This is a genomic window from Pectobacterium colocasium, from assembly GCF_020181655.1.
In the GTDB taxonomy this organism is placed as follows: Bacteria; Pseudomonadota; Gammaproteobacteria; order Enterobacterales; family Enterobacteriaceae; genus Pectobacterium; species Pectobacterium colocasium.
This window is the reverse complement of record NZ_CP084032.1, coordinates 2,211,774-2,223,955: the sequence shown is the minus strand read 5'-3', so window position 1 is coordinate 2,223,955 and position 12,182 is coordinate 2,211,774. Positions and strand designations below refer to the sequence as shown.

Annotated in this window: 9 protein-coding genes and 3 pseudogenes; 7 read left to right on the top strand and 5 right to left on the bottom strand. The window is 51.0% G+C overall.

Annotation, left to right across the window (positions count from 1 at the left end; all coding sequences use genetic code 11):
• Positions 1-112 precede the first annotated feature (112 nt).
• On the top strand, positions 113-982 hold the full coding sequence (locus LCF41_RS10000) for a MurR/RpiR family transcriptional regulator (protein WP_010275858.1): 870 nt from the start codon (positions 113-115) through the stop codon (positions 980-982).
• 256 nt (positions 983-1,238) lie between these two features.
• A complete protein-coding gene (gene pyk / locus LCF41_RS09995; RefSeq protein ID WP_180741176.1) occupies positions 1,239-2,681 on the top strand; it encodes a pyruvate kinase in 1,443 nt (480 codons plus the stop codon).
• Positions 2,682-2,823: 142 nt separating this feature from the next.
• Here pyk and lpxM read toward each other — a convergent pair whose 3' ends face one another.
• The 3 genes from lpxM to znuA all read right to left on the bottom strand — a co-directional run bounded on the left by lpxM (position 2,824) and on the right by znuA (position 6,341).
• Entirely contained in the window at positions 2,824-3,795 is a 972-nt protein-coding gene (lpxM, locus tag LCF41_RS09990; RefSeq protein ID WP_225087911.1) for a lauroyl-Kdo(2)-lipid IV(A) myristoyltransferase, read from the bottom strand.
• A 191-nt stretch (positions 3,796-3,986) separates the two neighbouring features.
• Complete coding sequence (mepM, locus tag LCF41_RS09985; RefSeq protein WP_225087910.1) at positions 3,987-5,309, bottom strand: murein DD-endopeptidase MepM; 1,323 nt, start codon at positions 5,307-5,309, stop codon at positions 3,987-3,989.
• A gap of 12 nt (positions 5,310-5,321) precedes the next feature.
• Complete coding sequence (gene znuA / locus LCF41_RS09980; protein ID WP_225087909.1) at positions 5,322-6,341, bottom strand: zinc ABC transporter substrate-binding protein ZnuA; 1,020 nt, start codon at positions 6,339-6,341, stop codon at positions 5,322-5,324.
• A gap of 76 nt (positions 6,342-6,417) precedes the next feature.
• Between znuA and znuC the strand changes: the two genes are divergently transcribed.
• Positions 6,418-7,176 (top strand): zinc ABC transporter ATP-binding protein ZnuC, encoded by a 759-nt coding sequence (gene znuC / locus LCF41_RS09975; RefSeq protein ID WP_225087908.1) that lies wholly within the window; start codon positions 6,418-6,420, stop codon positions 7,174-7,176.
• The gene (gene znuB / locus LCF41_RS09970; protein WP_225087907.1) at positions 7,173-7,958 is read left to right on the top strand and encodes a zinc ABC transporter permease subunit ZnuB; all 786 of its coding nucleotides are present in this window, start codon (positions 7,173-7,175) and stop codon (positions 7,956-7,958) included. The genes znuC and znuB overlap by 4 nt, the downstream gene beginning before the upstream one ends.
• Positions 7,959-8,037: 79 nt before the next feature.
• Here the strand turns inward: znuB and LCF41_RS09965 are convergent, their stop codons facing one another.
• Positions 8,038-8,997, bottom strand: coding sequence for a LacI family DNA-binding transcriptional regulator (locus tag LCF41_RS09965; RefSeq protein WP_225088145.1), 960 nt, complete (start codon positions 8,995-8,997; stop codon positions 8,038-8,040).
• A gap of 457 nt (positions 8,998-9,454) precedes the next feature.
• Between LCF41_RS09965 and LCF41_RS09960 the strand changes: the two are divergent.
• The 3 pseudogenes from LCF41_RS09960 to LCF41_RS22190 all read left to right on the top strand — a co-directional run.
• Positions 9,455-10,591: pseudogene (locus LCF41_RS09960) on the top strand (PTS sugar transporter subunit IIC); the annotation flags it as partial.
• A 17-nt stretch (positions 10,592-10,608) separates the two neighbouring features.
• A pseudogene (locus tag LCF41_RS22195) lies at positions 10,609-10,908 on the top strand (PTS lactose/cellobiose transporter subunit IIA); the annotation flags it as partial.
• Positions 10,909-10,911: 3 nt separating this feature from the next.
• Positions 10,912-11,103 (top strand): annotated as a pseudogene (locus LCF41_RS22190) (carbohydrate porin); the annotation flags it as partial.
• Between the two features lie 71 nt (positions 11,104-11,174).
• Here the strand turns inward: LCF41_RS22190 and ruvB are convergent.
• Complete coding sequence (gene ruvB / locus LCF41_RS09950) at positions 11,175-12,179, bottom strand: Holliday junction branch migration DNA helicase RuvB (RefSeq protein ID WP_225087905.1); 1,005 nt, start codon at positions 12,177-12,179, stop codon at positions 11,175-11,177.
• Positions 12,180-12,182: the final 3 nt, after the last annotated feature.

The window sequence follows — 12,182 nt, the reverse complement described above, 5'->3', positions numbered from 1 at the left end:
CTTAACGTGTTGCCCGCTGCCAACCAGTACAGGGTCGTAGTATATTTTCACGTAATGCATGCCAGTTGTACCTTTAGTTGAAATTGGAAAAAACTTACATGGCCCTTGTCGTATGAATATGCTGGAAAAAATCCAGAGTCACCTAGAACTCTTGAGCAAATCGGAAAGAAAAGTTGCTGAAGTGATCCTAAGCACTCCGCAGACAGCCATTCACTCCAGCATCGCGACCTTAGCCAAAATGGCCGACGTCAGCGAGCCAACGGTCAATCGTTTCTGTCGCCGCCTTGAAACGAAAGGTTTTCCCGATTTTAAACTACATCTGGCACAAAGTCTGGCAAACGGTACGCCCTATGTGAACCGTAACGTTGAAGAAGATGACAGCGTTGACGCCTACACCAGTAAAATCTTTGAATCCGCAATGGCGGGTCTGGAACAGGTGAAATCCAGCCTGGATGTCACTGCCGTCAACCGCGCCGTGGATTTGCTGACGCAGGCGAAAAAAATCTCTTTCTTCGGTCTGGGCGCCTCCGCGGCTGTCGCACACGATGCGATGAACAAATTTTTCCGCTTCAATATTCCCGTCGTTTATTTTGATGACATCGTTATGCAGCGTATGAGTTGCATGAATTCCAGCGACGGCGACGTGGTGGTACTGATCTCCCACACTGGCAGAACCAAAAGTCTGGTCGAAATGGCACAGTTAGCACGTGAGAACGACGCGACCGTCATCGCGATCACCTCAGACGGCACGCCGCTCGCGCGTGAGGCCTCGCTGGCGTTGCGGCTTGATGTGCCTGAAGATACCGATGTCTATATGCCGATGGTGTCTCGCATCGCCCAGTTGACGCTGATCGACGTTCTGGCGACTGGTTTCACACTGCGCCGCGGAGAGAAGTTTCGTGATAACCTGAAGCGGGTCAAAGAGGCCTTGCGCGAATCTCGCTTTGATAAAGACGAGCGACTGATTAATCCCTTCAGGTGATAGATAAGTTTATGTTGTGCTTTGTTTTTGAGTTATACCTATGAAAAATGAGCGGTATCATCTACCCGCTCATCTTGAATGGCCACAGACGACGGGCATGGAAAGATGACGGGGATTACCTGTACAGTATGATAATCAGACTCAACACGATGTTCGGATAACGCAGGTGAAATAGTTTTGTTGTAAAGTGACATTTTGCACCGTTATTCGACGCTTAATCGCAACACTACAGCTTCACAAGTGAACGGAGTTATACATGTCCAGACGGCTCAGAAGAACCAAGATTGTCACCACCCTGGGGCCCGCTACCGACCGCGATAATAATCTCGAAAAGATTATCAGTGCGGGCGCTAACGTAGTACGCATGAATTTTTCTCACGGCACACCAGAAGATCATCTATTACGTGCCAACAAAGTTCGTGAAATTGCGGCTAAATTGGGCCGCCACGTTGCCATTCTTGGCGATCTACAGGGTCCAAAAATTCGTGTTTCTACCTTCAAAGAAGGTAAAATTTTCCTGAATGTCGGCGACAAATTCTTGCTGGATGCCAACTTAGCGAAAGGCGAAGGCGATAAAGAAAAAGTTGGGATCGATTACAAAGGCTTACCGAGCGACGTCGTACCTGGCGATATCCTGTTACTGGATGATGGTCGTGTACAACTGAAAGTGCTTCAGGTTGAAGGCCTGAAAGTGTATACCGAAGTCACCGTTGGTGGCCCGCTGTCTAACAACAAAGGCATCAACAAACTCGGCGGCGGTCTGTCTGCTGAAGCCCTGACGGAAAAAGATAAAGCCGACATTATTACTGCCGCAAAAATTGGCGTCGACTATCTGGCCGTTTCTTTCCCCCGTACAGGTGAAGACCTCAACTACGCACGCCGCCTCGCGCGCGATGCGGGCTGTCACGCCAAGATCGTATCAAAAGTTGAACGTGCTGAAGCCGTCTGCTCAGATGCCGCGATGGATGACATTATTCTGGCTTCCGATGTGGTGATGGTGGCGAGGGGCGATCTGGGCGTTGAAATCGGCGATCCAGAGCTGGTGGGCATTCAGAAGAAATTGATTCGTCGCGCCCGTCAGTTGAACCGTGCCGTCATTACCGCCACGCAGATGATGGAATCGATGATCACCAACCCGATGCCAACGCGCGCAGAGGTGATGGACGTCGCCAACGCCGTGCTAGATGGTACCGATGCGGTCATGCTGTCGGCAGAAACCGCTGCGGGTCAATATCCGGCTGAAACCGTCGCCGCCATGGCGAAAGTCTGTTTAGGCGCGGAGAAAATCCCAAGCATCAACGTCTCCAAACACCGCCTTGATGTGCAATTTGATAACACGGAAGAATCCGTCGCGATGTCTGCGATGTATGCCGCCAATCACCTGAAAGGGGTGACGGCGCTGATCGCTATGACGGAGTCAGGCCGTACCGCGCTGATGATGTCTCGTATCAGTTCCGGATTGCCGATTTTTGCCATGTCTCGTCATGAACAAACGCTGAACCTGACGGCATTATATCGTGGCGTTACTCCCGTGCATTTCGATAGCTACACGGATGGCGTGGCTGCCGCTAACGATGCGGTGATTCGCCTGCGCGATAAAGGATTCCTGATGTCTGGGGATCTGGTTATCGTCACACAGGGTGACATCATGGGTACCGTAGGCACGACCAACACGATCCGCATCCTGCGCGTGGAATAATCGTTACCATAGCCGTCCGCTAGCAGGCAGACAGTTCATTCCAGTAAAAAGCCGGACGATTTCTCGTCCGGCTTTTTTATCTATGCGGCCAGTGAGTAAGGGGAGCCAACGCACAAGCAGCTTGAAGTATGACGGGTATAAGCTAGTTGCGGTATAAATCATCCCGACAGTACGGTTCAATCTCTCCCGGCTTGCGGGTTTTCAACAGTTTCAGAATCCAGGTGTACTGCTCAGGATTCGGCCTGACCAGAATTTCCACCTCTTCATTCATGCGTCGAGCAATATAGGCGTCATCTGCTTCAGCCAAATCATCCATCGGCGGGCGAATAAACACATCCAGACAGCCGTCTTTCGCGTTATACACCGGAAACAGCGGAATGATATCAGCACGGCATACTTTCATCAGCCGTCCGACAGCAGGCAGCGTGGCTTTATAAGTCGCAAAGAAATCAACAAATTCGCTGTGTTCAGGGCCGTGATCCTGATCGGGAAGGTAATAACCCCAGCACCCAGAACGCACGGAGCTGATAAACGGCTTAATGCCGTCGTTACGCGCATGGATACGACCACCAAAGCGACGGCGTAACCGATTCCACCAATAATCCACCAGCGCATTTTTCTGATTGTGGAACATGGCTGCCATACGCTGCCCGCGCGAAGTCAGCAGCATCGCCGGAATATCTACGCCCCATCCGTGCGGCACCAAAAAGATCACGTTCTTATCTTGTTCTTTAATACGATCCAGAATGTCTTCACCGTGCCAGCGAACATATTTCTCGATTTTCTTTGGGTTACGAATCCCGACTTCCACCATCATGATCATCGACTGAGGCGCTGTCGCAAACATGTCATCGATGATGGTTTCACGCTGTGCTTCCGTTAACTCCGGCATGCAATACAGCAGGTTAATACGGGCACGGCGGCGGGCGCCTTTTGATATTCTCCCGACAAAACGCCCTAACCCACCCAACACCGGATTTCTCAATCGCGCCGGAATATAGGCGGCGAGCGCCATTACGCCAACACCTAACCAAACGCCCCAATAGCGCGGATGAAAAAAGGCGCGTTGAAACTGGGGAACAAATTCAGCGTTCGATTTTTTTTCTTTTTCCATGCCTAAACTCTTCAGATCAATCAGTAAACATCATCATCGTTGCCGCTTAGCGTTTAGCAAACTCGCCGACAATACGTAAAAGCTCGCCCGCTTAGCAACAAAAATCAGGAGACCGCGTTCTATAACATGAACCTGTTTTATAAATGAAAATGCCGGCAGCAAGCCACCGGCATAATATGCAGTCGATATCGTTAATCAAACTTAAGCTGCGGCACGACTTCTTTCACCTGCGCCAGATAATCACGACGCTCTTTGCCCGCAAGTCCTTCAGAACGCGGCAGTTTAGCCGTTAGCGGGTTTACTGCCTGCTGGTTAATCCAGAATTCATAATGCAGGTGCGGGCCAGTTGAACGCCCGGTGTTGCCAGACAATCCGATACGATCGCCACGTTTCACTTTCTGACCGGATTTCACCAATATACGATTCAAGTGCATAAAGTGAGTGGTGTATTGACGACCATGACGGATGACAACATAGTTACCCGCCGCGCCACTGCGTTTGGCAATCACGACTTCACCGTCTCCGACGGCCAGAACCGGTGTACCGACTGGCATAGCAAAGTCGACACCGTTATGCGGCGCAACGCGCCCTGTCACCGGGTTCAAACGGCGCGGATTAAAGTTGGAGGAAACACGGAATTGTTTCATCGTAGGGAAGCGCATAAAGCCACGCGTCAACCCTGAACCTTCACGGTCGTAGAATTTTCCGTCTTCAGCGCGAATGGCGTAATAATCTTTGCCTCCGGTATTCAAACGAACGCCGATCAGCTCACTCTGTTCACTTTTACCATCGAGTATTTCGCGAGACATCAAAACAGAAAACGTGTCGTCCTTGCGTAACTTACGGAAATCCAGTTGCCATTGCAGCGCTTTGATGACGTCACGCACTTCTGCGCTGGTCAAACCGGCATTTTGCGCACTGCTGACAAAACTGCCCGTGACTCGGCCATTCAGAACGCTGTTACGCCACTCACCTTTCAGCGTTTCAATGCGTTCTTTGAAATCGTCACCGACGCGCTCATAAATGCGCGTTTCACGGCGAGACATCTGCCAGGTCAGGCTTTGCAGATCGCCATTTTCACCCAGTGACCATGAAATTTGCTGACCAATTTTCAGGTTACGCAAATCTTTATTCTGATCGGCGAGTTGGGTAACGTCCGCCATATCGATACCATATTGCGTTAAAATGCTGCTTAAGGTATCGCCCGTAGACACCACATACTCATGTGAACTGCCTTCATCGGCAACTCTATCATCCAGCTCATCTTGTGGAATATCGTCATCTGGCGAGGGCTGGTCTATAGGTTCACTGGCTTCTGGCGTCAGCGTACGGAGTTGGTTAGTTTCCAGATCGATATCTTTCACGATCACAGGAGCATCATCGACGTGGGGATAAACAAAAGGTCGCCAAACAGCAACGGCCAATGTCACAACGGTAAGCGACCCCAGCATGACGCGATGGGGCCGAGGTAAGCTGTTATACGCCAGAGCGATAGTTCGGACTATCTGCTGCACTTATTCGTATCCTCATGATTTTTCCTCCAGACAGCTCACATACTGGTTCGATAGCTGCAACAAGAAATCGGCATAGCTATCTCTACCCAGTGCAATATTGCTTCCCAATGGATCGAGCACACCCGAGCGCACGTCGGTTCCCTTGGCAACAGCATTAATAACGGCTGGCCTGAATTGTGGTTCAGCAAAAACGCATACGGCTTTCTGCTCAACCAACTGTGTTCGTATTTGATGTAAACGCTGTGCTCCAGGTTGGATTTCGGGGTTAACCGTGAAGTAACCCAAGGGGCTTAATCCGTAGTGTTTCTCAAAATAGCCATAGGCATCATGGAACACGAAATAGCCTTTACCCTGCACAGGCGCTAGCATCTTAACAATTTTTTCATCTGCTTGCGCGATTTTATCCGTGAAATAAAGCAGATTCGCGTCTAGTTTGTCCTTATTCTGAGGCATAAGTTCCAATAATTTTGCATGAATGGCAATTGCCGCCTGTTTTGTCATCTCCGGCGACAGCCAAATATGCATATTGAATTCGCCATGATGGTGGCCATCGTCGCCGTCATCATGGGCGGCATGGCTGTGATCGTGGCCTTTTTCATGGTCATCATGCACCTGTTCATGCTCAGCCTCATGATCGTGCCCAGCCTCTTTTTCCAGCTCAGATTTAATGGCAGGCAACTCGGAAAGTGCAATCTGCTTTGCGGGTGGAATTTTCGCTAACGGTTTTCCAAGGAAGGCTTCCATTTCCGGACCAACCCAAATCACCAGATCGGCGGACTGTAAATGCTGGACATCAGACGGGCGCAAGGCATAATCGTGGGGCGATGCGCCATCAGGTAACAAAACCTCCGTTGGCGTTACGCCATCGGCAATCGCCGACGCAATGAATCCCAAAGGACGAATTGACGTAATAACCGCCGCGGATGCCGCACTAATTGACATCCCGCTCGCGAATAGCGCGCTGGCAACAAACACACTTTTTAACCATTTTTTTTGCTGAATAGCTTTTTTTTGTTGAATAGATTGCTGCATGAAAATCGCTCCCATCGATTTTTATCGTGTTACCTGTTATAATATAACGTTACATGGGTTGTGCAAGCCGAATTATATGTCCACATTGGTATCACTTAATAATATTTCCGTTACATTTGGCAGCCGAAAGGTCTTGTCAGATATTTCTCTTACCTTGCAGGCAGGTCGAATTCTGACACTGCTGGGGCCGAATGGCGCAGGGAAATCGACACTGGTGCGCGTCGTTCTAGGGTTACTGTCCCCCACTTCCGGTTCGCTGACCCGGGATCCCGCACTGCGTATCGGCTACGTTCCGCAGAAGCTGCATCTGGATACCACGCTGCCGTTGACCGTCAGCCGCTTTATGCAACTGCGTCCTGGCGTGAAAAAGCAGGATATTTTACCTGCCCTTAAGCGCGTACAGGCAGCACACCTGCTGGAACAGCCGATGCAGAAACTTTCCGGCGGCGAAACCCAACGTGTGCTATTAGCGCGCGCACTGCTCAATCAACCTCAGCTTCTGGTGCTGGATGAGCCGACACAGGGTGTCGACGTCAATGGGCAATTGGCGCTGTACGATCTCATCAATCAACTACGGCAGGAATTCCACTGCGGTGTGCTGATGGTCTCGCACGATCTGCATTTGGTGATGGCAAAAACTGATGAAGTTCTGTGCCTTAATCAACATGTTTGCTGCTCCGGCACGCCTGAAGTGGTCTCCCTTCATCCTGAATTTTTAGCGATGTTTGGCCACCGCGGCGCGGAGCAATTGGCGATTTATCGCCACCACCATAATCATCGTCACGATCTACAGGGACGTATCATTCTGAAAAGACAAGGTGGAAACGACGCATGATCGAACTGCTGTTTCCCGGTTGGCTGGCGGGGATATTACTGGCTATTGCGGCAGGTCCGCTGGGTTCGTTCGTCGTCTGGCGGCGAATGTCTTACTTCGGCGATACGCTGGCACATGCCTCCTTACTTGGCATCGCTTTCGGCCTGCTGCTGAACATTAATCTGTTTGCTGCCGTCATCGCCGTGACACTCATTCTGGCTCTGGGGCTTGTCTGGCTGGAGCGGCGTCCCTATCTGGCCGTCGATACCTTACTCGGCATCATGGCACACAGTGCCCTGTCGCTGGGGTTAGTTGTGGTTAGCCTAATGAATAACGTGCGCGTGGATCTGATGGCTTACCTGTTTGGTGATTTGCTCTCCGTCACGACAGAGGATCTGTGGGTCATCGGTGGCGGTGTGATTGTCGTTGTGGCCATTATGCGCTGGCAATGGCGCGCGCTGCTTTCGATGACGATTAGCCCGGAGCTGGCGCACGTCGACGGCGTGAAACTACAGCGTACCAAGCTGCTGTTGATGCTAACCACTGCGCTAACCATTGGTATTGCCATGAAATTTGTTGGTGCGCTGATCATTACGTCGCTGCTGATTATTCCCGCCGCAAGCGCCAGACGATTCGCGCGGACACCAGAACAAATGGCAAGTATCGCAATGATTGTTGGCATGATTGCCGTGACGGGTGGTTTGGCCTTCTCGGCTGGCTACAATACGCCGGCCGGACCATCAGTGGTGCTGTGCGCATCGCTGCTATTTATTATCAGCCTGCTGAAGCGACAACCCGTCTAACAGACGTACAAGATGAAAAAAGCCCTTCTGAAATAGCATTCAGAAGGGCTTTTCTTTTTGCCGTGAGGGAGAACCGTGTTTATTGCCGGTTCGCCATATCGGGAATGATTAAATCACCCCGCAAGACATACGAACCCAGCACGTCCTGTGTTTTCTCATTGAGCCAGGACACGATTCTCGCCGCCACCGCATCCATCGAATATTCAATTGCCGGTATCGCCGGAATGCCCGGAATATCGAGAGATCCCGCCAGGCTGAATACCATGATGTCTTTTGGCACAGATTTATTAAACGCCTGAAGCTGCGTAATAACACGTTTGGCTTCCAGCTCATCCGCCACCAGCAACGCATTGAAGTTCAGCGTCGTGCTGTTATTGAGCAATACTTGCAGCGCCACCGACGACGATGAAGACGCATCCATAAAGATCAGGTTACGGTTAAACGGCAAGAAGTTATTTTCCAGCGCCCGTTTATATCCTAAGAGCACCTGTTCCGCGGAACTGCTGGCGGCGGGATTAATCAGCGCGATTTGCCGTCTTCCTTGTCTGATCAGGTAATTGCACGCCGTTTCTGTGGCAAAAGCGTGATCGAATTGCAGACTGTTCGCCGTGTCCGTCTCCATGCAATCGATCAGAATGATATTCTTATCGGACAGATTCAGCGGAAAACGCGCGCCGATGATTAAGATGTCATCGCACAGGCCGCTGGTCAGTTCATCCAGCACGCTCATGACTTCTGCTCTGCTGCTGGCAAACCGCAACAAGAGATGCTTTTGATGCCGGCTAAAGTGTTTTTCCAGCGCATAAAGATAGCCAGTCGTCTGGTTGATGTTGTCCTGAGCACAAATGACGCCAATACAGCCAGTTGACTGACTCAGCAGCGATTGAGCGATGACGTTCGGCCGATATTTAAGCTCATCAACCGCTTTTAACACCGCGAGACGGCTGGCTTCCTTTACGCCGCGCGAACCGCTCAACACCCGGGAGACTGTGGCTTTAGACACCCCAGCTAAACGCGATACATCGTTGATTGTAGACATCATTTGCCCCTGGAAAACGCTAAATCCGACTTAAAACCCTGAACACCAACAGCGCTTTGTATTGTCCGGCAGTATAACCCTTTCTATCCGGCATGGAAACCGATTATCCGTTTCACATCCAATAAGTATTTCTACCCATAAGATATGATGTAAATCTAATTAATACCGCCAGAAATCATCACACATTGACCGCCATCACACTTTCTTTTCTTTGTATGGAAAACGGTTTCCATATGATATCCAATCATCGTGGCAATAACTTTTTACATTCTGCTTGGCAGAAAATGCGGTCCGCCGCGGAAAAAATAACGGGTATAGACTCACGTTCATAACAGGCGGCCATTCGCGATATCGCCGTAACGCATTGAGATACCATGCATCACGGCATAAAACGTGGCGATAACATACTTGGTGACGATCTGCAGCTGCTGCGGCGACACACAAGAAAGGTGTTCACATGGGTTCCTTATATCAATCAACGATTGCTGCGATCGAACAATCGATTACCCCGCTGGCCGGGCGTTTAGGACAACAAAAATATGTGATCGCTATCCGCGATGGCTTTACCGCCGCACTCCCCTTTATGATCATCGGCTCATTTATGCTGGTGTTTATTTTCCCTCCCTTTTCCGCCGATACCACCGTCGAATTTGCCCGTACCTGGCTCGATTTTTCTATCACCTATCGCGCACAGCTGATGCTGCCTTTCGAACTGAGTATGGGGCTAATGACATTTTTCATCTCCGTAGGTGTGGGTGCCAGCCTGGGACGACAGCTTAATCTCGACTCCGTCATGTCCGGTCTATTGGCGTTTATGGCTTTCCTGCTCGTCGCCGCCCCTTACGCCGATAACAAAATTTCTACCGAGTACCTGTCAGGACAAGGGATCTTCACCGCCTTACTGACGTCCATCTACGCCACCCGTGTTTATGCGGCGCTGAAGCAGCACAAGATTACCATCCGCTTGCCAAAAGAAGTGCCGACGGGGGTCGCCCGTTCGTTTGAAATCCTCATTCCCGTGTTAGTGATTGTCGCGACGCTGCACCCGCTCAATCTTTTCATTGAAGCAAAAACAGGCATGATCATTCCCGAAGCGATTATGCACCTGCTGGCACCGCTGGTGTCCGCCTCCGACTCGCTGCCTGCCATTCTTCTGTCTGTGCTGCTGTGCCAGCTTTTCTGGTTTTCGGGGATCCACGGTTCTCTGATTGTCACCGGCATCATGAACCCATTCTGGATGACCAATCTGGCCGTGAATCAGGCCGCGCTGGCAGCTGGCGACGTCTTGCCACATATCTATTTACAGGGCTTTTGGGATCACTATCTATTGATTGGCGGCGTCGGTTCAACGCTACCGCTGGCCTTCCTGCTGTTACGTAGCAAGGTAACGCAGCTGCGAACCATCGGCAGAATGGGCGTCGTTCCGAGCTTCTTTAACATCAACGAGCCGATCATGTTTGGCGCGCCCATCATCATGAACCCAATGCTGTTCCTCCCCTTTGTTTTCGTACCGATGGTCAATGCTGTACTGGCTTACACCGCAACCAAAATGGGGTGGCTGGCACAGGTGGTATCGCTCACGCCGTGGACAACAAAAAAATAGGTCATATGATGATTACATTAGAAGATGCAGTAATGGAAATTATCGTCAATGCTGGACAGTCACGCAGCCTGTGTTTTGAGGCGCTACACGCTGCGCGTAAAGGCAACATTGATGAAGCCAAAAATCTGCTGAAGGAAGCCGATAGTTACGCGCGTAAGGCTCACCAGATGCAAACTCAGCTGATCGAACAGGATGCAGGAGAAGCCAGACAACCGATTACATTGATTATGGTTCATGCTCAAGACCATTTAATGACATCCCTGCTCGCCCGCGAATTATCAGAAGAGATTATTCATTTATACCAAAGAAGTGACAATAAAGGATGGAAACTGACGCTTTCCCAGAATGTCTCGATCGCGATGGGGCCGGAATTCAGACCGATGCTACGCTTCTATGTCACTGGCGGAGAAGTGGATAACAAACACACCGCGCGGACAACCACCGGCGTCAACACGAAGCTCGATTCGTTCAACGTTGGGGCAATGTGGGAAGCCTGGTTCTAGTCCCATAAACTCAGGGAGACCATATGGTCTCCCTGAATGTGGGCAATGTAGGAAAACGTGCGCAGATGACGCTACTCCTCGCGCGTTAAGCCAAAGTGCCGATAGGCATGCTGTGTCGCCATCCGACCGCGCGGCGTACGCTGAATGAACCCTTGCTGAATCAAAAACGGTTCCAGCACGTCTTCAATCGTTTCACGTTCTTCGCCAATAGCGGCTGCTAAGTTGTCCAGCCCAACGGGGCCGCCCATGAATTTATCGATGATCGCCAACAGCAGCTTGCGGTCCATGTAGTCAAAACCTTCGGTATCCACCGCCAGCATATCCAGCGCCTGCATCGCCACGGTTCCGGTAATTGCTCCTTCTGACTTAACCTCGGAGAAGTCTCGCACCCGACGCAATAATCGGTTGGCAATACGCGGTGTACCACGCGAACGACGCGCCACTTCAAGTGCCCCATCCGACGTCAGATCCAACCCTAAACACTGTGCACTGCGGCCAACGATATACTGGAGATCGGTGACGTTATAAAACTCCAAACGTTGCACAATGCCGAAACGATCGCGCAGCGGCGAGGTTAACGAGCCAGCGCGCGTCGTTGCACCAATCAGCGTAAAAGGCGGCAAGTCGAGTTTAATCGACCGAGCAGCGGGCCCTTCACCGATCATGATATCCAACTGGTAATCTTCCATCGCCGGATACAACACTTCTTCCACAACGGGCGACAAACGATGGATTTCATCAATGAACAGCACATCATGCGGTTCGAGGTTGGTCAGCAGCGCGGCAAGATCACCGGCTTTTTCCAGCACCGGGCCTGACGTTGTGCGCATATTTACGCCCATCTCATTGGCGACAATATTCGCCAGCGTCGTTTTCCCCAGACCAGGAGGACCAAAAATGAGCAGATGATCAAGCGCATCCCCGCGTTTACGGGCCGCCTGAATAAAAATTTCCATCTGTTCACGCACCTGCGGCTGCCCCACATATTCGGTCAGCAGCTTGGGTCTCATCGCACGGTCAAGAAACTCTTCTTCTGGAACGGCGTCAGCGGAAATTAAACGATCGGCTTCTATCATGAA

What these genes read in the sequence shown, in the direction of transcription:
- ruvB (WP_225087905.1), bottom strand. Translation starts at nt 12,179, where the DNA reads ATGATAGAAGCCGATCGTTTAATTTCCGCTGACGCCGTTCCAGAAGAA.
- znuB (WP_225087907.1), top strand. Translation starts at nt 7,173, where the DNA reads ATGATCGAACTGCTGTTTCCCGGTTGGCTGGCGGGGATATTACTGGCT.
- lpxM (WP_225087911.1), bottom strand. Translation starts at nt 3,795, where the DNA reads ATGGAAAAAGAAAAAAAATCGAACGCTGAATTTGTTCCCCAGTTTCAA.
- pyk (WP_180741176.1), top strand. Translation starts at nt 1,239, where the DNA reads ATGTCCAGACGGCTCAGAAGAACCAAGATTGTCACCACCCTGGGGCCC.
- znuA (WP_225087909.1), bottom strand. Translation starts at nt 6,341, where the DNA reads ATGCAGCAATCTATTCAACAAAAAAAAGCTATTCAGCAAAAAAAATGG.
- LCF41_RS09965 (WP_225088145.1), bottom strand. Translation starts at nt 8,997, where the DNA reads ATGTCTACAATCAACGATGTATCGCGTTTAGCTGGGGTGTCTAAAGCC.
- LCF41_RS10000 (WP_010275858.1), top strand. Translation starts at nt 113, where the DNA reads ATGAATATGCTGGAAAAAATCCAGAGTCACCTAGAACTCTTGAGCAAA.
- znuC (WP_225087908.1), top strand. Translation starts at nt 6,418, where the DNA reads ATGTCCACATTGGTATCACTTAATAATATTTCCGTTACATTTGGCAGC.